The sequence below is a fragment of the Vibrio azureus genome, assembly GCF_002849855.1.
In the GTDB taxonomy this organism is placed as follows: Bacteria; Pseudomonadota; Gammaproteobacteria; order Enterobacterales; family Vibrionaceae; genus Vibrio; species Vibrio azureus.
This window is the reverse complement of sequence record NZ_CP018616.1, coordinates 1,228,572-1,249,826: the sequence shown is the minus strand read 5'-3', so window position 1 is coordinate 1,249,826 and position 21,255 is coordinate 1,228,572. Positions and strand designations below refer to the sequence as shown.

Annotated in this window: 18 protein-coding genes; 7 read left to right on the top strand and 11 right to left on the bottom strand. The window is 39.8% G+C overall.

Annotation, left to right across the window (positions count from 1 at the left end; genetic code table 11):
• Positions 1 to 2: 2 nt before the first annotated feature.
• A complete protein-coding gene (locus BS333_RS05740; protein WP_021707995.1) occupies positions 3 to 2,651 on the bottom strand; it encodes a hypothetical protein in 2,649 nt (882 codons plus the stop codon).
• Between the two features lie 642 nt (positions 2,652 to 3,293).
• Here BS333_RS05740 and BS333_RS05735 point away from each other — a divergent pair.
• Positions 3,294 to 4,019, top strand: a complete 726-nt coding sequence (locus BS333_RS05735) for a DUF3581 domain-containing protein (protein ID WP_021707994.1) — start codon at positions 3,294 to 3,296, stop codon at positions 4,017 to 4,019.
• Positions 4,020 to 4,068: 49 nt separating this feature from the next.
• Here BS333_RS05735 and BS333_RS05730 read toward each other — a convergent pair whose 3' ends face one another.
• Both BS333_RS05730 and ydiJ read right to left on the bottom strand, forming a co-directional pair.
• Positions 4,069 to 4,530, bottom strand: coding sequence for a methyltransferase family protein (locus BS333_RS05730; RefSeq protein ID WP_021707993.1), 462 nt, complete (start codon positions 4,528 to 4,530; stop codon positions 4,069 to 4,071).
• Between the two features lie 160 nt (positions 4,531 to 4,690).
• A complete protein-coding gene (gene ydiJ / locus BS333_RS05725) occupies positions 4,691 to 7,738 on the bottom strand; it encodes a D-2-hydroxyglutarate dehydrogenase YdiJ (protein WP_021707992.1) in 3,048 nt (1,015 codons plus the stop codon).
• Positions 7,739 to 8,121: 383 nt separating this feature from the next.
• On the opposite strand from ydiJ, the gene BS333_RS05720 reads away from it, so the two are divergent.
• The 6 genes from BS333_RS05720 to BS333_RS05695 all read left to right on the top strand — a co-directional run bounded on the left by BS333_RS05720 (position 8,122) and on the right by BS333_RS05695 (position 12,684).
• Positions 8,122 to 8,802, top strand: a complete 681-nt coding sequence (locus BS333_RS05720; RefSeq protein WP_021707991.1) for a DUF3334 family protein — start codon at positions 8,122 to 8,124, stop codon at positions 8,800 to 8,802.
• A 93-nt stretch (positions 8,803 to 8,895) separates the two neighbouring features.
• Positions 8,896 to 9,585, top strand: a complete 690-nt coding sequence (locus BS333_RS05715; RefSeq protein ID WP_021707990.1) for a DUF2786 domain-containing protein — start codon at positions 8,896 to 8,898, stop codon at positions 9,583 to 9,585.
• 56 nt (positions 9,586 to 9,641) lie between these two features.
• A complete protein-coding gene (locus tag BS333_RS05710) occupies positions 9,642 to 10,310 on the top strand; it encodes a YiaD family glycine zipper/OmpA-like lipoprotein (protein ID WP_021707989.1) in 669 nt (222 codons plus the stop codon).
• 164 nt (positions 10,311 to 10,474) lie between these two features.
• Positions 10,475 to 11,464 carry a J domain-containing protein gene (locus BS333_RS05705; RefSeq protein WP_050567960.1) on the top strand — a complete coding sequence of 330 codons (990 nt, stop codon included), beginning with the start codon at positions 10,475 to 10,477 and terminating at the stop codon, positions 11,462 to 11,464.
• 294 nt (positions 11,465 to 11,758) lie between these two features.
• Complete coding sequence (locus tag BS333_RS05700; RefSeq protein ID WP_021707987.1) at positions 11,759 to 11,944, top strand: hypothetical protein; 186 nt, start codon at positions 11,759 to 11,761, stop codon at positions 11,942 to 11,944.
• 347 nt (positions 11,945 to 12,291) lie between these two features.
• On the top strand, positions 12,292 to 12,684 hold the full coding sequence (locus BS333_RS05695; RefSeq protein ID WP_021707986.1) for a SulA-like leucine-rich domain-containing protein: 393 nt from the start codon (positions 12,292 to 12,294) through the stop codon (positions 12,682 to 12,684).
• Between the two features lie 16 nt (positions 12,685 to 12,700).
• Here the strand turns inward: BS333_RS05695 and BS333_RS22030 are convergent, their stop codons facing one another.
• The 8 genes from BS333_RS22030 to BS333_RS05655 form a co-directional block, all read right to left on the bottom strand.
• Positions 12,701 to 12,877 carry a hypothetical protein gene (locus BS333_RS22030; RefSeq protein ID WP_021707985.1) on the bottom strand — a complete coding sequence of 59 codons (177 nt, stop codon included), beginning with the start codon at positions 12,875 to 12,877 and terminating at the stop codon, positions 12,701 to 12,703.
• 185 nt (positions 12,878 to 13,062) lie between these two features.
• Positions 13,063 to 13,356, bottom strand: coding sequence for a hypothetical protein (locus BS333_RS05690; RefSeq protein ID WP_021707984.1), 294 nt, complete (start codon positions 13,354 to 13,356; stop codon positions 13,063 to 13,065).
• A 455-nt stretch (positions 13,357 to 13,811) separates the two neighbouring features.
• Entirely contained in the window at positions 13,812 to 14,141 is a 330-nt protein-coding gene (locus tag BS333_RS05680) for a hypothetical protein (RefSeq protein ID WP_021711849.1), read from the bottom strand.
• A gap of 65 nt (positions 14,142 to 14,206) precedes the next feature.
• The gene (locus BS333_RS05675) at positions 14,207 to 14,572 is read right to left on the bottom strand and encodes a hypothetical protein (protein ID WP_021711848.1); all 366 of its coding nucleotides are present in this window, start codon (positions 14,570 to 14,572) and stop codon (positions 14,207 to 14,209) included.
• 320 nt (positions 14,573 to 14,892) lie between these two features.
• The gene (locus BS333_RS05670; RefSeq protein WP_021711847.1) at positions 14,893 to 16,698 is read right to left on the bottom strand and encodes a hypothetical protein; all 1,806 of its coding nucleotides are present in this window, start codon (positions 16,696 to 16,698) and stop codon (positions 14,893 to 14,895) included.
• A 412-nt stretch (positions 16,699 to 17,110) separates the two neighbouring features.
• Positions 17,111 to 18,838, bottom strand: a complete 1,728-nt coding sequence (locus BS333_RS05665; protein ID WP_021711846.1) for a hypothetical protein — start codon at positions 18,836 to 18,838, stop codon at positions 17,111 to 17,113.
• A gap of 8 nt (positions 18,839 to 18,846) precedes the next feature.
• Positions 18,847 to 19,350 (bottom strand): type III secretion system chaperone, encoded by a 504-nt coding sequence (locus BS333_RS05660; protein ID WP_021711845.1) that lies wholly within the window; start codon positions 19,348 to 19,350, stop codon positions 18,847 to 18,849.
• Positions 19,351 to 19,596: 246 nt separating this feature from the next.
• The gene (locus BS333_RS05655) at positions 19,597 to 21,177 is read right to left on the bottom strand and encodes an amidase (RefSeq protein WP_050567988.1); all 1,581 of its coding nucleotides are present in this window, start codon (positions 21,175 to 21,177) and stop codon (positions 19,597 to 19,599) included.
• Between the last annotated feature and the right edge of the window lie 78 nt (positions 21,178 to 21,255).

Sequence of the window (21,255 nt, the reverse complement as noted above, 5' to 3'; positions counted from 1 at the left end):
TCTTACCCCCGATACCAATAGGTCGGATTATTGGGATTCAAATCACAACGAATATTAAGTGAATTCTGCTTTATTACCCCAAATCTAAGTGCACCAAACAGTTCCAGTTGCTGACGAGTGAGATTATCAAACCAACTGGATAGGGGGGTTAACCAATATAGACTTTCGTCACCAGATACTTGCAGTAGCTCTTTCTGTAATTGTGGATAGAAGATCATGCATTTTCGGCCAGCTAAACGGGTAAATTGAGAATTAGTTTTAATCAACTGCTCTATTTTTTCACCTAAATCTGAATTAACTTTAAATAAAGCATCAATTGACCGATGTAAACGAGCATCATAGCTCAGGTCGTTCTCGTTCAAATTTGAGTAATAGCTGGTAAAATTATCATCACTTGTTTGATAACTATCCAATGTCATATAACGTAATAAATGTGCTGGAAGTGGTTCAGAAAATAAACCTATATTCCCACTCTTATCTGCACTGTAATGACCTGTTGAGTTTGCTTGAGTGTGAATAATGGCGATATAACGCTGAAAATCGCCAATTTGAGCAGATAACCAGTTGTGGCCATTTTGTTCTGCGACACTCAACGCTTCTGATAGACGAGTTTTAACTATACCTTTGGCAATAGGTAAGCTTTGCTCTAAGTTGTTTATGTTGAGATTTGAGTTTTTCAACGCTGATGCAATCAATGGTGCTTCTAGATCTAAATCGATACTACCCGGAAAAATATAGCGATAGAAGCTCTTCACATGGTTCGCTTTCCATTCACTTTCTAGAGCTAAAGGAATCAATACACCCAGCTGTTCTACTCTCTTTCGATGAACATAATAGCTCGAGTTTTTGATGCTTTCATACCACTGTGCAATAGAGTGTAACGAAGAAGCTCTCGATAAATGCTGAGCATTCAAATAATCACCTGACCAACCAGCACAACCATTGAATTGTTCACATTCACCACTTAAATCTGCTGTTGAATCAAACAACCAATGCATCACTTGTTGTTTATGTAATTTGGCAATATTGAGCATTCTTTGTTTTTGTGAATAACTGATGATCTGCTGTTCAAACCAAGCTTCTTCATCCTTACTACTCCAACCATTCTCAAGCAATGAATCCAAAGCTTTTACTAATACTTGCTCTACGACTTGTTGCTCTGGTATTGCCATATTCGCAATAGCTGCGACTTTGTTAGAATCGTAATATTCTATTTTAGCTGGAATCCAATCGTACTTTTTACACCCAACAAAATTTGGATCACCACCTAATATGCCGATGCTGACACACTTGCTATAGCCTTTTTGAAGAATGAATTCGCGTTTCTTTTGCTCAGTCTGTGTCGCTGCTCGACCAAAAATACTCCGCGACATCTCGTCAATGGCTAAATAATCTGCTTGAGCGACAAAATATTGATGTGCTTGAGTAATAGCCCCCGAGTCAAATAGCTTTTGGATTGCTAAACGGCCTTCTGCACGCATCTCTTCTATGAGCTGGGTTCTAATCCTTTCAAGTTGATCATTTGCTGTCTCAACAATTTTGATTTTTGCATCCAGTGTATTTTTGTAAAGACGGTGCAACTCTAAACGGCTTAACCCGTCAAAGTTTTCATTTCTTAAGTCGTCCAGCAAATTGATGGCTAAGTCAAGTTGTTCTTGTTGGCATAGCTGTAAATTTGCTAATGCACGATTGGCTTCACGCTTTGTCGGTACCAGCATAGGCGAGCGATTACTGGCAGTTTGTTGAGGATAAAGGGCATACAATGCATCAACTTCTGTTCGGCAAGCAGAGCGTAAATCAGAAACAAAGTATTTTTGTTCTTCATTATCAAGTGCAAGTTGATGATAAATAGCTTTGTTGGTTTCACTTTCGACAGCACTAATAAGAGTTTCGACTAAATGAGTTTGTGCCTTCAATGCCTTTTGATATTGGTATTGATATTTGAGAGCAAGATCTGTGGCAAAGCCTTGAGCAAGAGACTCAAGCATTTTTTCTTGGCCCTTAGCCAAATCTACCCAATGCTGTATGTCCTTCTTATCTTGTTGGGTAATGATATTCTGATTTAATGTAAAACTGTAATGTTCTCCAGCAGCAACTTTATTCCATCGTGCCGTCAGAATGTGGCGATCAATCTCTCGCTCTGGCAGTTTTAATACACCAAACCAATCGATAAGACTCATGGTTGTGGCAAACCGGTCATAAGAAGTTTGTGTTTCGTCTGCGAAAGAGTTTGCCACCTCGTTTGCCCAAAGCCCAACTGCGACTGCGTCACCTACCGGGCCTAGAGCCTCTAAAGCTTCTTTAGCAATGCCAGCTGTCGAACGTCCAAGTGTCGATAATAAACTCGTTGCTTCCTTAGTTTCAAGGATAATGGCACTTTCGGGACCTGCTTCTAATAAGGACGAAGTTTGAGGGAAAATATTTTCAGTCTCAACAATACTGGGACGAACGTTTACATCATGCTCAGGAGCAAAATAAAACGGCTCCTCAACAGCAACCTCATTACTGAATTTCTGATAATTAGATTGTCTAATATCATATAATTTTTCTGACTCAAGTACTTTGTATTCTTCTCCGAGATTACATGCTTGAAATGCCGAAACATACGGAGAAAAAACACAAATAGCCAATCCCCACTGATGAAACTTCATTTTAATACCCTTAATCCTATTATCGTCGTCGTCTTATTTGGTGTTCCGTTCTAATTAAAAATGTATCAACGTAAAATAGAACTTTGACTTCGACAAGGTTTACTCAACTAACAAATCACACACCTATATCATTACCATGTTATTAGGCATAACATGCTTTAAATCAAACATTAGATAAAGATAAATTACTTAATTAGTGTATTTTTCAAACCGCCATTATTAGAAAAAACAATAAAACAGGCGAATAGTTAGAACAATAACACATAAAAACACGTGATGTTAATTATTTTATTTACCTTTTATCAAATTTTTAACTTCCAGATTTGCTAATATTAGAATTAAAATTAAAAATAAATCACACTCACATCAAATAACATTGCTAATATTCATGGCATTATTGAAGTTATTCCGTCTTTATTCTTCAATTAACATAATCTAATGTATTAAGTAAGAAGCGTTTATAAAAATCAAAAACCCTATTTATATTCCACTCTAATTATTGTTTTAGGAAGACTAGTGAACTCAATTTTTAGATATCTTCGCATCGGATTAAATTACAAAATAATCACTAACTGGATGGACCATTTCAAAACGAAGATTCCCTTATAATCACTGATAGTTTTAGCTACTACGTGTAGGATTATGTTTTTAGAACCTTATTTTTCTAGCACTACCGACCAATTTCAGTTTACTCGTGAACAGGCAAGCCACTTCGCTAAGCGCGTTGCTGGCGATTACAACCCTATCCATGATGAAGACAACAAACGCTTCTGTGTTCCTGGTGACTTACTCTTTGCAGTTTTACTCAGCAAAGAAGGGATCAGCCAAAAAATGCGTTTTGATTTCTCTGGCATGGTCAACGATGGCGTGGCACTGCATATTGAAGAGAAGTCGTCAACTGACAGTGTGGTAGTCGACGGTAATGGCAAAGAGTACCTTCACATGCAGCATGAAGGTCAAACGAGTCACGACAAGGACTTTATCGAACACGTAGTCATTAATTACGTCCAATTTTCAGGCATGAACTTTCCTCACATCATGGTGCCTCTAATGGAAGAGAAGCAAATGATGATCAATTGCCAACGTCCTTTAGTCATTTATGAAAGCATGGAAGTCGAGTTTTCCCGCTTGGACCTCACCCACCCTGAAGTGGCTTTCACCGATGCAACATTTGATGTTGAAGGCAAGCGTGGCATTGTGACGCTTAATTTCGCTTTCAAAGAAGCAGGGATAGTCGTTGGCAAAGGGGTTAAACGTATGGTTGCCAGTGGCTTAAAACCTTATGACCAAGACGCTGTCGATGATCTTGTCGAGCGCTTTAACTCTAGAAAGGAAGCCTTCCTAGCAAAGTTCGCTAAGGCCGCTTAATCACTCAGCGGCCGCAGAATTATCAACATCATTAAATTCAAGTACACCGTCAAACCCAGCGGTGTACTTTACTTTTATACTCGACGTATTCTGCACCAAATAATGTTTCCAGAGCCCTCTCCTCCGGCTTTATTTGAAAACGATTGAGATAAGAAACAAACAGAACACCGACTAAAAACACACTTAAGTGCTCCCACCACAAGCCCAATGCAATAAGTAGCAGTAACATAGCCAGATACATTGGATTCCTCGTATAAGAAAAAACACCGGTGCAGACCATTTGCGAGGCCGACTCAGGCTTTATCGGATTGGTTGTGGTTTTTATCTTACGAAATTCTTGCACTGCCGCACCGCCGATCAGAAGCGCTGCCACAGTGAATAAGAATGAGGTCATATGCAAAAATGGCACCGTAACTTGAAAACTGGGGGCAAATGATTTCAGGCCATACATCAATAAGATCGAGAGCAAAAAGACGACAATTGGTGGGACTTTCAGTTCGAGCTTTTTCATGTTTCATATCCTTATGAAATTAGTCACTATGATGCTATACCCACTGAGTTTATTATACTAAATAAAATAACCTCAGGATGCTTGGTGCCAGGCATCTTGAGGTCAGTTAGTTAGTTATCTCTCTAAATAAGCTTAATGACAGCCAAACATAAGGGACTCATTACTCAAATAATGTCAGTAAAGCTTGTACAGGATGCTTAGGAGTGGCCCCTTCAAAGCGTTTGACTTGGCTGCGGCAAGAATACCCCGTCATCAAACATCTTTCTTTGTCTCGGGTTTCTAAGTTAGGCTTCCAGCTCAAACCATAAATATCTTTCGACATAGTAAACTTGTCGGCTTCATGACCAAACGTCCCAGCCATTCCGCAACACCCAACAGGCACGACATTAAGTACTGCGCCAAAATGAGCAAAGATAGCGCCCCACTCTTTTTCAGCGTTAGGCATTTTGGTTTTTTCAGTGCAATGGGCAAACAAAAACCAAGGTGCTTTGTCAGCGGATATACTTTGTTGATGCCCACCAAACTGATCAATTCTTGGAAACAACCACTCATGCACAGTGAGTACTTCAAAGTTACCTCGTTGAGAACCTAACACTTCTTGATACTCGTCTCGGTAACAAAGAACTAAAGCTGGATCGACGCCCACTAGAGGAATATCTAGATTGGCCACCATATCTAAAAACCGTGCAGTATCTTGAGCCGTGTTGTGGAATTGACGCAAAAAGCCTTTAACATGCTGAGCCTTACCATTCGGCCTAAATGGCAATAAAATTGGCTGCATGCCTAGGTGCTTTAATAATTTAATGAAGTCTTCGACCACTTCAGCATCATAAAAGCTCGTGAATGGGTCTTGGACAATCAAAACATGCTTTTGCTTATCTTGAGATGATAATCCACTCAAGTACTGTAAGTCATAAGCTGTCGTCAATGAGGTCACACGTTGTTGTAATGTTGGTGTCGATAACAGCGGCGCATCTAAATAGCCAATACTAGAAGCCGTGACATTCTTAACCCAATTTTGCTTTAACAGACTGTTTACCGCATTAGGCGCTTTGGCTATCAGAGGCAATAGGGTTTCAATATGAGAGACAAAATAGTCTTTCAAAGGACGCTGATATCTTGTGTGATAAATATTCAGGAATCGAGAGCGAAAGCTTGGTACATCGACTTTAATCGGACACTGACTTGCACAAGCTTTACAAGCTAAACAACCGTTCATAGCCTCATACACTTCATGTGAGAAATCGTACTCATGACGTCGATTGATTGAATGACGGACTCGATCAATCATGGTCTTTATCGAGGACTGTTTTGCTAATGTTTGCTTTTCTAAATCAAGAATATCGATCCCCTGCTCGGTCAATTGACGAAGCCATTCTCGAACCAAGCCCGCTCTTCCTTTTGGAGAATGGCGGCGATCTGCGCTCACTTTCATCGAAGGGCACATGGGCGAACTGGTATCATAGTTAAAACACAGCCCATTACCGTTACATTCCATCGCTTGCTTAAAACTATCACGGACACGCACATCGATCTGACGGTCAAAATAGCCACGCTTAGTATCACTCACTTTTACCAACTCGGCATCACTGTCAAGTGGAGTACATATTTTGCCTGGGTTCATTTTATTTTGTGGGTCAAACGCCGCTTTGATACGGCGCAGTTCATTGAACAATTCAGCGCCAAAGAACTCGGGCCCATATTGTGAGCGAAATCCTTTACCGTGTTCCCCCCACATTAAACCGCCGTATTTAGCCACCAGCTTAACCACTTCATCCGAGACTTCATGCATCAATGCTTCTTGCCTAGGATCACATAAGTCTAAAGCAGGACGAACATGAAGCACCCCTGCATCCACATGACCAAACATGCCATAGTCGAGTGATTTTTGGTCGAGTAATTGACGAAACTCTGCGATAAAGTCCGCTAAATGTTCCGGTGGAACGCAAGTATCCTCAGCAAAAGCAACAGGCTTAGCACGGCCTTTTGCAGCGCCCAATAACCCTACGGCTTTCTTACGCATGGTATAGATACGACCGATGCTCGCAACGTCACTGCAAACCTGATATCCAATAATTCCAGCGTCTTCTGTCTTAATCATTGTATCAAGCTTGGCTGTTAACTCCGCGACTTGCTGGTTGACTTCATGCTCATCTTGCCCAGCATATTCCACCATATTAATGCCATCCATTGTTTTACCCGGCACATCGGTGAGTAAGTCACTCACGGTATGCCAAACAATGTCTTGCTTCGCTAAGTTAAGTACTTTTGAGTCAATCGTTTCTACAGACAGTGCCTTGGCTTCGACCATCAATGGGGCATTCCGGAGCGCAGAGTCAAAGCTGTTATATTTAACGTTGACTAAGGTCCTAGCTTTAGGAATGGGGGTAAGATTGAGTTTGGCTTCGGTAATAAACGCTAAAGACCCTTCAGCACCACATAATACTCGTGTGATATCAAAGCGGTCATTAGCTTCATTCAAGGCATTTTTTAAATCATACCCGGTTAAAAAGCGATTTAATGGCGGAAACTTTTCTTTAATTTGTTGGCGATGCTCACGACAAACATGCTCGGTTACTTTATAGGCACCGGCAGCGAGATCATTGTCGCCAGTTAAGCCCTGTGAGAGGTCCGTTTCAAGGACAGAACCATCAACCAATACCGCTTGAAGCGAGAGAACATGGTCAGAAGTTTTCCCATACTTCAACGAGCCTTGTCCGGATGCATCCGTGTTGATCATTCCGCCTATGGTAGCGCGGTTACTGGTGGATAAATCAGGTGAGAAAAAATAACCATAAGGTCGAACGGCATCATTAAGTTGATCCTTAATCACCCCTGTTTGAACACGAACCCAGCCTTCTGCTTCGTTAATTTCCAAGATATTGTTCATGTGACGCGATAAGTCGACCACAATGCCTTGGGTCAATGACTGGCCATTCGTCCCTGTACCACCACCACGAGGAGAAAAAGTAATCCGCTCGTAACAGGATTGTTTACTCAACTCGCCTAGGCGAACCACGTCTTTGGTGCTTTTGGGGAAGATAACCGCCTGTGGTAATTGCTGATAAACACTATTATCAGTGGAAACAGCAAGACGACTGGCATAATGGCTTTCAATATCGCCGCTGAACCCCGCCCGTTCCAATTCTTCAAGAAAACGAACAACAAGTGGGTCAACATCGGTTTGTGAGTGTAATCTTGGTAACATTTGCTTCCTGCTCCCTACTGCGCTGATTCCGATCAGTCTATGGGTCTCGAGTAAACGACAACGGCTAGCTTGTCTTAGTTTTCATTAGTGACTTTTAAATACACTATACTTAGGAGTAGTTAGAGAGGGCATTTGCTAGCCAAAAAGCGGAGTTTACACACCACTTCTACCTTCCTCTCATTTATTAGCCACTCAAGTACGACGGCTTTAGTCAGTTGAATTTCTTCACTTTACATCATTTAAAAAAGCGATGAAATCAGAATATGTACCCAAGTAACCTCAAGATACTTTGGTCCATGAAACGTTTGGTCATTTAACTCTTATTTTTTAGAGTACAATACCGTAAAATGACCAATCAACAACCCTTATCGACGAGTTTTACGATGAAGAAAAATAAAATAATCACCACAGATGATATCCTACTTAAGCTATGCCAATCCGCTGCTGGTGTTCTCAGCTCAGCTACTTCTTCAACAGTTAATTACTCTGCAATGGTGCAAAAGATCAATAAAACCAGCCTTAAACCGGATTTCGGTTGTTTTGTTCTTTTTGATGGTGGGTTTAGTGGCCTTGTTGTCATGAATTTTACAGCCAAAGCCGCATTGGAATTATACAGCAGCTATATGAGAAACATGGGCATGCCAGAAGAAGAGCTGGCCATTACTCATACTTCGGATGAAGTCGGTGATGTATTGGGCGAATTAACCAACCAATTTGTCGGTGATTTTACCAATCGAATTCGCAAAGAGTTACAAACCAACATCACCCAGAATCAACCTAAAATGTTGACGTTGACAAAACAAGTCATCGTACAAGTAGATACCAATTTAGATCGACCTCAAGCAAGGCGCGTCACCTTTTCTACTCAAAACAATAATATTTTTTATCTAGAATTTGCTATGGATAAGACAGAATTTATCCAATTGGAAGAATTCGAAGTCGCTGAAGATATTAATCCCGATGATCTATTAGAAGCCACTCAAAATAAGGCTGAAAACAAACCTGCACAGCCGGAAGTAAAGCAAGAAGATGCCGATGATTTACTCGATCAACTCGGTATATAGCCGATTGAGGTTACCTTCTGTTATTCCGTTTCTTTGTTAAAAAAGGTAAAATACTCGACTCATTAAATTTCCTGCTCTTGGTTCTGGTCTTAGATGGATAAACAAAAAGCTCTGAAAAAAATCGCCAAGTGTTTAGAACTAGGCAACTCAGCCAACGTCAATGAGGCGGCTAATGCGATAAAAATGGCGCATCGTCTCATGCTGAAATATGGCTTAGACAAAGACGATATTGAGTTCATCAAAATGGGCAAAACTCAATCATCTCATTTGTTGCCTGCCAACGTCAGTTCTACACTGTTGAGAGTAATTCGTGGCATAAACGCTAAGTTTGGCGTCGAGGCAGTGTTGTTGAACCATAAAGGTCTAAAGCGAGTGGAGTTTATTGGCGAAGCAGATCGTGCCATTTTTGCTGCTTTCGCCTTTGACATCATCTATCGTGAGATGAATGAAAGCACAGGTCAGTTCCGTAACAGCTTCTCAGGCTCAGGGACGTCGACACAAGAAGTCAGCCGACGTGTTAACTCTTTTGTCTCAGGTTGGGTAGAAGGTGCTCTGGAGAAATTACCAGAAATTACCCCTGATGAAGAGTCCGCTAATAAGATCAACAACTATATTGATAAAGAATTTAAAAACATTGACCGCGAAACGTTCAAAAAACAACTGAAAGAAGCGATGAAAAACCTCACCGCAGACTATGAAGTTGGTTTAAAAAAAGGTCGAAAAGTTTCTGTAAACCGCGGTGTTGGCGGTGAGCAGAAGCGTAAGATGTTAGGTAAATCCTAACCAAAATATTTGCAATGAGGCGTTATCCCGCCTCAGTTTTATACGGAGATTTTCCTTTGAAAAAGATGTCTATCGCACTGGCTGTGATGCTTGCATTAACGGGCTGTCAAGCCACTCAACGTCAAAACGCCACCACAGGTGAATACGAAACGAACTCAACGACGACAGGCGCGATCATTGGTGCTATTGCAGGCGCTGCGATCGGAATTGCTACTGGTGATAACGCCAAAGAACGTCGTAAAGGCGCAATGATTGGTGCAGCAGCTGGTGGGGCAACCGGTGCTGGTGTTGGTTACTACTTTGACCAGCAAGAAGCAGCATTACGTCGTGCACTCTTAAACTCTGGCGTCCAAGTGCAGCGTATTGGTGACAATCAACTGCTACTTCGTATGGAGAACGGCATCGGCTTCTCTTCTAACTCGTACCAACTAGACTCTACTATTCATAACACGTTGCGCGGTGTCGCTCGCATCCTAGTTGAGTACCCAGACACTAGCCTAGTCATTAACGGCTACACTGACAGCACAGGCAGTGATTCTTACAACCAGCAACTTTCTGAGCGTCGTGCAGAATCAGTGCGCCAATTCCTAGTATCACAAAACGTTGCACCAGGCCGTGCAATCGCTCGTGGCTACGGTGAGCGTAACCCAATTTGCTCAAACAAAACATCACAAGGCCGTGCTTGTAACCGTCGCGTAGAAATCCAGATTTTACCGCTACGATAATATCACCGCACCGTATAGCTATTTAGTCTGCGGTGCATTCAATAACGAGGCTGTTTTGTTAACTCAAAAATAATATGAGCGTTATCTAGACAGCCCCGCTTCTTGTTCTCCTACCTTCTTTTATTTGTTCTTTCATATTGGAGCAAACAGCCTATGAACTCACGATGCTTTTGAGATTTTTTACCGTTAGTTTTTTACTCAGCAGTTGTTGTTTTCACCCTGCTGTCGCTAATGAACCAACAAAGCAGGCATTCCATTCCGCTACAAGGACAGAACAACAGACACAACACGCCGTGAGTGCCTATAGAGATGCTCAGGACGGGTTAACACTCTCGTCCCAATCGGATCGTTTCCCTGCTCAAAACCCATTAGACCGAGAGTTAACCGACGCCACACCGAAGCAGTTGGATACAAAACAAGCCCTGTTCAATGCCGTGTCCACAGCACTTAACAACCCTAGTGACCGTGGTATGTTATTGGCTGATTTACTCCACCACCATTCTCATACCATCACCTTAGCGGATCTAACAGACACTTTTTATCAGTTTGCTGCACAAAATAATCCACAAGCAGAACAAAGCTATCATCAGTTTTTGCAACAACGCTTTGATGAACTTCGTGCTAAGCAGTTGGCTGATATTGCTCAGCTTAACGAGCAAGCGATTCAAAAAGAAAAATCACACCCAGTACAACCGCCATTAGCGATACAAGCCGACTCAGCGAAGAAAAAATCAGCAACAGTAGATTTGATTGACATCTCTCTTTTGGGGATGGTTTTGTTGCTTCTGCTTAGCGTTATAGTGGTATTCAAAACACGTCAAAGACATTTAAAGGCAGCAGCCGCATCAGACCAAATCTCACCATTAGTATTACAAAATGAGCAACTGAAAGCACTTATCCGGCAACTGAAATACAAGTTTGAAAAACTGTTCAAAGAATATAACAAGCTCAAGCTGCAGCAAGAACAACAAGAACTCGCAGTGGCATGTGCTGTATTCGGCTATTCACCAGAGCAAATCCCTAATCAAACCGCAATAAAAAGGCGCTTTAGACAGTTATCTAAAATCTACCACCCTGACTCAGGGGGTTCTGATCAAGAAATGAAACGTTTAAACCAAGCTTTGAAGATTATTTCGCAGCGGCATGCGCCCTAATAAAATGTTACACCAACGTAAACAGAATGATATTTCTTTTATATACACCGCATTACTACTAATAATCTTATCCGCAATCGATATCCTTCTCAAAGAATTTCACTGTTGTTTAATCTCATTCACTTTTTTGTGTAATAATGTCAGCCGAAAATAACTCTAATCAAAAAGATTGATAATTTTTATACTCAATTAACCGTAAAAGCGCTGTGCAAAAACACGAATAATCGTTGTTTAGCAAGTGCTGCTACTTTTACTCTGGTTACTTGGGTATACACACCCAAGTGAGGAAAATGAATGTTTACTGAAGAAGGCACCTGTGACTGGTGTAAAAAGCCCAGCTTTGTTACTCGCCTAAACTACTTAGATGGTAAGCACCACAGTGCTTGTCAGGAGTGCTATCCAATGGCCAAAATTGATGTACAGTTGTTCAACCAAGGTGAACAGCAGATGCGCGAACGGATGGCAAAACGCGCAGGCTAATTCTCAGTAACCTCCTTATTCATTTCTTCAAAGGCGCCGATTTCTAAGGCGTCTTTTTATATTCTCAACCATCAGCGTATACCTCTTAAAATCACTCTCCCCCTGCTTTGATATCGTTCATACATCACTATACAGATAAGGCAAAGAATGCCATTAAAGCCATCGCTCACGCAGACGAAAAATATGGCCTCCGCAAAATAAAATCTCAACGTATTGATTAGATTGAACAATTTATAAGAACATCAAAAAATGGCGTTCGAATGGCTTCTATCGTGTCAAAAAAGCTTGATCGAAAAGCGAAAAACAACTACTGTATACACATACAGCATGTATAAAGGAACAGTAAAATGCAATTTGATACTCAAGCTCATACATACTCTCGTTACAACAGATTAGCCCAGTCAACTCAGCCTTTAATGGGTGCAGATCAACTGCTATCCCAACTAGCGACTCTGTCTCTACAACGTCAGTGGATCTTGTTTACAGCAGAGTGTCAGCGCCCCGATTATGAGCAACTGTCTTCTTTTAACATTCGCTGTCAGAATATCTTGCAAATTAATCGCTCACATACACTCTCAGAAGTAGAGATAGTGATCAAAGCGATCCAATCCGGCAATGCATGTGCGGTTGTTGCTTCTAATACCATCTGTTCTGAAAGCCAGTCTTATTTGCGCCATCTCGCGCAGCGTTACCAATGTGAAGTTTTTTTCGTCGAAGGCAGAGTGAATAAGTACCATTAATTAAGTTCGACGTTAATCACATCATCGCCTCCACTTGGAGGCTTTTTTCTAATGTAAATAGAATACCTCCGTCGTGAGAGTTACCCCATTTACCACCATACAAGTTTATTTTCTTAACTACGCCACGATATTCTTCAGCGAAAGGTGATGAAGAGAGCAAAATTAAAAATGCTGTTAAAAGCATTTTTTTCATTTTATTTTCCTTTGTATTTTTATATTAAAGTTCTTGAGCGATTAATTAAATTAAAAATAAATACAATTTCATAAGCTTATGAATTAATCATATAAGAATTCAATCCCAAGAAAATTTTATTTTGTGAGTTATTTTAATAAAGTACCGTAAAGTGAGGTGCCCAAATGGACACCTCATAAGTAACTTTATTTTTTCCTTTTAACATCAACCGATTTGAGATAAACAGGTAATTCTTCACTTACATCAATATATATATCTTCTTTTTTTATCTTAAAGTAGTCATATATCAGTGTGCCTGTTCTACACTTTATATAATAATACGAGGCATCTTCTTTTTCTAAATAAGACATAGAAAAACTATTCATTCTACTTTTTTCAAAGTATGCATCTAGCTTTTCAGGAGGTATCTCAGAGTATTCTGCACACCCAAATAAAGTAGTCATACCAAGTATAAATAAAGCCCTAATACTTAATTTCATTATTTCCCTAAGCTCCTACTTAACTCTCTAGGGGTTTCAAGTCCCATCCAATCATCAACATCGATGTTATGACCGGTGCTAAAATTAACGGCGTCCCTCGCCCAATCGGCACAAGTATGGGTATAACCCCATTCATCAGAAGTATTTAAAAATTCGTTTAACTTATCGGATTGATCTACGCTCAAATAAAAGTATCTACGAGCAACGGAAGTATATCCATCTTCGAGACCAATTCGGACATCAGAGCCTATGCCATTATCAATTGTCCAAGGATGAAAAGGGCGAGCGACCTTAACTCTCAAACTTTGTTAACGATTCTCAATGTAGAACCACTATATCTTCGAATCGTTGCCGCACCTGAGAGTTAAGGTCATCTCGCTGAACACAGTATCTTGAGGTTACTTGGGTATAAAATGAGTATTTATGCGAATAATCTAAACAAATTTGGCCTCATATTAGCCAACACGATGCACTTTAATTCTAGATCCAACACAAGATGTAGAACTATCGTAACCAATATTTACTGTTTCTTTCGTCGAATAAGCCAATAGTAAGCGAGACATAACCAGTTGACGTGACTCAGATGATATGGCTGGATCAATAGCAATATAATCAAACATGGTACATTTTGGGTGTGAATTTGGCATACCCTCAACTTTTATCAAAATAGAAGTACTTCCAGGGTAAGTTAGAACAGCGGTAACTTTACCTTGAAAGTTCTTATCATAACCAGCGCTTGCAAAAAAAGGCAAAGCCAAGAGTAGCAGTAATAATTTATATTTCATTTTGTTTCTTTAAAGGTTTTATTGTTATTGAATTAGACGATTTTTTATATTTTTATTGAAGTTTTTTAATTTTTTATCATACGAACAATTTTTCTGAACGAAACATTATTATCATATTTAACACAGTCGTTAGCGGCACCACCGTAACTTATAGTAATGGTGCTATCCGACGCTTCCGCTGCGAGCGCCATTGAATACATTCTTGCCCTTGCCTCAGGCTGCAAGTCTTTACTGATAGCAAAACTGGTTGTATCCGAGCAACCCGCTATTGCTGTACCTTGCTGTTCTAAAGCAACAATAATGGTATTGGTATGCGCATAAGTAGAAATAGCTTTCACTTTCCCTGCTATATTAAGCCAGCCTGCGAAGCTATTACTCGATAGCAATACCGTTGATAATAAAATTAAACAGCGTGCACTACGTTTAAGCATATCGTTTACTCTCAATGATGAAGTTTTCTTAAAAATAAGAACCACTCCCTTAAAATAAAGGAAGGAGATTTTGGTATAAACTTGGAAGAAGAATCACCTAATAGTCTACACAAATAATTTTTAATTAAAATACCAAGATTGTAAAAATGCAAAAATCATTATCACAAAGAAAAATATAAATAACACCTTGAAAATTTTATTTTATTTAAAAATAAATTTTACAAACACAAAAAGGTCGTGAGCTAAAATAAAAACTCACAACCCATTAATAAAAATAAACAACAAAAGCTTTTAAATAATAATTAATTAAATAACATTAACTATAACATAACCAAAATACCTGCCGCTTCCATTGCCTCAATCGCTGCAGTTGAAAACTCCTCCACGGTCATTCCGGCTTGATAGCTATTATGAATCACGTTGGCCGCAACACTATCCACATCCTCTATTATCGAACTCCAGCCAATACCAGATACTGATGTTGAGTTATAAGTAAACGGTAAGCTATCAACAATGGAAGATTTATAGCCATTGCTCTTTGCAAACCAAGCAACGAACTCATTTAAGCCAACTTGGCTAGAACCATTTAACGTAATGGTGTTGCCTGTATGAAATACAATAACAGATTCATGCTCGGCAGCGACGGCATTGGCCTCGGTATTACCGACCAAAACACTTAGGCTGTGAATTTGCTGACGAATCGCCTGTACTTGTGAGGTTTGTATCATTAAATAACGATCAAGTTGCCTGACAAAATCAATGGCTCTTTGCTGAGAAGTAAACTTAATCACGGTTTGGACCTCAGCATCCACTGACTGGCCAACAATAGGCTTAGTGACGTAGGTTGCATTATCATCAAAAGTCAAAGCATTAGCACTAATGCCAGTATCAAGTTCAGTGTACCCTTCTTGAGCTAACACATTAAATTCTGCTCTAGATATCGGCTGCTTAAAATAAGCACTCCCATACTCACGCGTGGTGAAACTGATATAATTTTCCAATACTTCTAGGCCGCCACTTCCTTGCATTATTTCATGCATATCATCAAAGGCTGCGTTGAGCGCCATGTTTTTTGTTCCAGGCCCTACCGTTGTCAGGCTGTACCCTAACGATTGAAAATAATTTGCCGAGGCCCCTTTATTAGCTAAATACAGCCATGTCCCTCCTGCTCCCATTACAGCGGCACCTGACGTTGCGACAAAGGCGACTTTTCCGGGTTGCAGTGATTTATCCACAATAACATCATCATAGACCATGACATTGGACAGCATTAACGGACTGGTTTGTTGTTGATTATTATTTTGCGCAAGATGAGTAAATTCCAACACCGTTTGATACTGGGTTGCAACAAATTGTAGCTCAACTTTTTCCCAGCGGTGACCATCTTGATTGTTATCCCACGGGGCATTGATCACGCCCTCGCTGCCGCCAATCCAGAATTTTTCTTCGACAAACGGATGCTGCATTTCAATAAGTGTCTGTTCCGCGCCAATACGAACAAGCGCACTCACAGGCTGAAACGTATAGGTATTTCCTGAGTATTTAACAAAACCTCCGGTGTAGTTAAAACTGAGAGTATAAGTCTGGCCAGGTAACGTTTCCAACGTCGTCAAAATGCTGGTTTGACTATTTGGCTTACCGACGACTAATGCATTCCCTCCAGATGGTGACACTCCCTGTTTAATATGACTCAATGCCCCCGTAGTGTTTAATGGCCCCTCGCAGTTTCCTTTATCAGTCACTAAACACCAACCCGCGACCTTGTCACCGATTTTTATGAACCGCCCATTATCCACTTTTTGATGTCGTAAATAGTATTGTATCGCTTTAGCTGTCTCTTGCTTAACTGCAATATCCTGACTTTGTTCATTACTTTCAGTAGTATCTGGTTGTTGATCTGCAAGCTTAATCAGATAGTCTTGTGATAGTTTTCCAAGTTGCCCTCGGGGGATTCGATTCAAAATTACATTGAACAAAACCTTTGCTTCTTCATGGCGCTGGTTATCTGCAGTAAATAGGTGCTTATGTGAGGCACTCATACTGACACTTTCCAATTCACCTGCCACTAACGGCTTATATATGAATAATGGTGAAATCAGCACAAGTGTATTTTTTATTATTTTCATTTTAACCTTAATCCTTACCTATTATACAACTTGGAAAGAGCCTGCTATTCCGCTTCGTTGTCTTCCTTGAATTCAACTCAGTGACCTCGCTCTAAATCAAGCATCTTGAGGCCACTTGGGTATATACCCAAGTGACCTCAATATATTTAGGTTTATATAAATATTTAATTTGTTATTAAGAGATCAAGTAAAAATCCTCTTACCTGATTATATATACTGACACAGAAATATTAACATTCAAAATTATAATATTTAATTTCCCCTACATTACTTATTTATAGTTATTTTAGAATATAAAAATTAAATCATTAATATTTAAGATTATTGATAAGAATCTAAAAAACATCAAATAATAAAAAGAGCCCTTTCATTAGAGCTCTATTTAAAAACATCATAATTAAACGTTAGTTTTTTATTTCGTTAAATTCTCTTTTATTGCCTTTTTCCAACTTTTATATTCAGGTGTTTCCAAACGAATAAACATCACCTTTTTTTCAGCAACAATAACATCAGTTAACCTTTCTACTTCCCTAGCAACAAAGCTCTGCAACCAAGCAGTATTTCCCATATTTGGCCAATGAACTTCCAGTTGTTGATGAAGGTGTTCAAGCTCGTTTAAACGCGCTTTAATTTCATTAGTGGCTTGATTTTGGGGCTTAAAAAACCAGCGAACAAGCCAGTTACTGTTGGGTTTTTCTATATTTTTTACTATCGTTTTTAAGTCGGAAATCGTTTGAGTGACTGAATTCTGAGTTAAAGAGTACTTATTTGTTTCAATGTCACTCTTTATTGGTAGCTGCATCAAGTTATATTCTAACTCTCCAGCTAAACCCGAAAGATTACCTTTCATCATCTGAAGTCGATCTTTTAATTGATCCAGTGACTCATTTCCAATAATTTCAACATGCTTTAAGGTTGTTACTTTCGCGGCATTAAACTCAAGATTTGGCCAATTTTTGCTTCCATGCTTAAGCAAGTAGCGGCTCAATTTTGTTCGTTCTAAAAGTGGCTGTTGCTGTTCTTTTAATACCGTTATCTCTTTCGATAGGTCTACCTTTTGCTGTTGTTCGATAACTGAACGACTTTCCTGTTCTTTTTGAGCATGAATTTGTAATTCTTCATTACTCGGAGCAACAATGCTCAATTGATTGCCATTCTCCCACTTTAAATACTTGTGAAGGACTCCTGATGTATCTTTAATTGCTTCCTTTACTCGCTTAACAAATGTATCTGAAAAAATCGTTAACTTGGGCCCAAACCCTCGATGATTGCTTAACAGCTGCTCCAAAAAGGATTTCAGTTCCTGGCGATCTTTTGGAGCGTTGAGAGATATTTGACTATCTTTAATCGTTAAAAATTGATTAATCTCACTATCGCCAAGGTTTAATTGTGCATAGAGTTTTTTATTATGTAGATCGGCATTCTTTCCTGTAAATAAATAGGTTGAAAGAATTTTTGTAAGATCATCTCTTACCCTCTCACGTTCTTTATCTGTAAATCTCAGCTCTGGGTATTTGCTATCAGTTGCACTCTTTGATGGAGCAATTTTTATTTTTTGAAGCATGGGCTTAGTTGATGTACCAGAACTTTCATTGATCACTTGGGTAGGTAATGCTTTAGCTGGCTTTACCTTACCACTAGAGTAACGTAAATAATGACTCAAAATGTTATTATTATCCTTAATCGGCTTAATCAATGATTGAAACATCGAACCATATCGTGAGTGCCCTTCAAGCAAAATATTATAGAGCTCAGCCAATTTTTCTACTGAGCGAGGAAGCGTTACTTGCTGTATAGAATGGTTATTTATTGTTAACCTTCCTTCAAATTCATAGAACTTACTATAACCATTTAAGTAAGCAATATGCTTTTCTGGATTACTGCTGATATAGTTATTCAATGAATTCGCAAACGCCATTGAGACTTGCTTTATATCCTCATCATAAATCCGCAAATCTTGCTTTAATCCAATAGGAATATGATGAAGCGGTGCTTTTATGTCTGTTGATACTAAATTGGAGATATTAGATATCAGTAAAGATAGACCTGATTTGGTCGATTTCTCAAGCTGTTTCGAAGATATCGTTTGTTGTGATATCGCTTGAGATGAAGTGCTTGAACTGATTCGATTTAGGCTCATAATAACTCCTATGCTTTCAGTAAATCAGCGTAATGCCGAACATTTGGATCATAGTTAACCCTTGGTTCATAGTTAACCGTTGGCTCATGGCTAAATTCTGCTCCCCATAAATCATTCAACTGCTTGACTGCATCTGTGGCTATTTGAATAAAATTCCCCACCACATTGGTCAAGGTATTAATATCCATGTCTTCAAACGGGCATAAATAACGTAAAAGAATATGATCGCTTTGTGAACTTAGTGCGAAGTAAGCTTGGCCCAATTGTACATGTTCGAAGTTTCGTCTCATTAACTCTGTTAATTGTTGTTCTCTATCTGAATCATGTAAAACGCCAACACCAGCTAAAAGTTGGAGATCAGAACTGCCAGGAGCTAAATCTATGGCGATTTGTATGTTATCTTCAGTGATAAGGGAACAACGCCCTGACTTATTTAATGTTAAGCCATCCAGTTGCCATAACTGACTGAGTTCACCAAGTAAACCATTCAGAACACTTTGATCGGAAGTCATGAGCCCTATCCTTATACTATCGCCTTTACACACGACCATAGCAAACTCTGTTAATTGACTTCTTTCATTTTTAGTCGAAGAGTTTTAGAAGAGGAATGATTTTTTCTATAAGGGAAAAGCTGAGAAACCATAAAAATCATCTCAGCTCTTTAGACAAGAGTATATACACTATATACCCAAGTGGCCTCAAGGTGCTCAATGTAGGCCACTATATCTTCAAATCGTTGCCGCGCCTGAGAGTTAAGGTCATCTCGCTGAACAGGGCATCTTGAGGTTATTTGGGTCTAGGCAATTTTCTACCGAAAAATGGGCCAGTTTTTCAAATGCGTGACCGAGTTGGAGCATTTCTACATCTTGAGCAAAGCCTCCTAAAAAAGACAAACTGACCGGGATATTACTTTGGGTAACTCCTGCTGGGATTGAGATTTCAGGATACCCCAGCATAGAAGCGATATAACCAGCCTCCAATAGATCTTGTGACTGACACTGGTAGCTGTCTTCAACAATACTTGGCAGTGGTGCTGCCGGGCAGGGTCTAGTCGAAAACACAAAGCCATCTAATCGATACTGTTTTTTTATAGAGTCCAGTTTGGCTCTCATTAATGGTAACTGTTGATTGAGTAAGCTGATGTAACGAGAACTGTTGGCATCATGATTGAGCATATTCTGTTCTAAAGCAGCTAATCGCTTAGGATTGATGGGGTGAGGATTCTGTTTATCGGCTTTGAGTTTTTTAATCATTTCAGACAAACTTATCGTTGTATTATTGGTGCGCAAGTGTGTTTCCAACTGTGGTTTAAACTCTGCTGCAATAATAAAAGATGAAACAGGTGCGCCAATGGATGCCATCTCTTTGGGTAATGATAACTCAATGACCTCAGCCCCTTGGTCTTTTATTTTTAATATTGACTGCTCAATAATCGCATCCACCTCATCGTTCGCACCTGCATAATTATTAATGTAACCCAAGCGCTTGTTCTTAAGCGTTGCTTCATTCAATGACCGAGTAAAATTTGGGGCTGATTGTGTCGAATAATAAAACACACTTGCCTGATCACTCGGATCTTCTACTGCTATGATGTCCATGATGATAGCAAGATCTTCAACGGAGGATACAAGCGGTCCTATTGTGTCAAAAGTCAGAGAAAGTGGCACAACGCCGGTACGACTGGTTAGCCCCATTGATGGTCGATACCCTATCAAACCGGTTACGGAAGCAGGACCACGAATCGATCCCGTGGTGTCTGTGCCTAGTGCAAACGGAGCTAAATGGGCAGCAACTGCAGACGCTGAACCGCTGCTTGAACCGGAAGGATCCCGCTGCAAGTTAAGTGGGTTAAGAGTTTGCCCGGCAAGCGAACTGTAACCGAACCGGCCATAAGAGGCTGCGAGTTCTGACATATTCGTTCGACCTAGTACAATCGCCCCCTGTTGTTTTAGCAACTCAACCACTTTAGCATCATATTTTGCGATATTATCTTGGAGAGCAATCGAGCCAGCAGTATTAGGTTGATTTATTACGTTGTAATTATCTTTTACTAAAAATGGAATCCCACCAAGTATCGAGTTTTTATTGCCAGATTTATCCCATTTATTGGCGTTTTCCAAAGCGGAGTCATCAATGCTGACAACCGCATTCAGAGCCTTATTTTTCTCAATTCTCTCTATATAAGATTCCACTAATTGCTCTGATGTTATCTTTCCATTTTTTAACGCAATGTGGATGTCATTGAGTGTCGCATTATCTAGATCAATGGCAATTACCGAATGACTGAACACGAATGAAATGATGAATATTATGTACTTTGGTATTGAATAATTTAACAAAATCTACTCCTTTAGATTTATACCCGACTCACCTTAATAAACGATAGTATGCTGCCCTGAATAAGACGTGAAAACTAT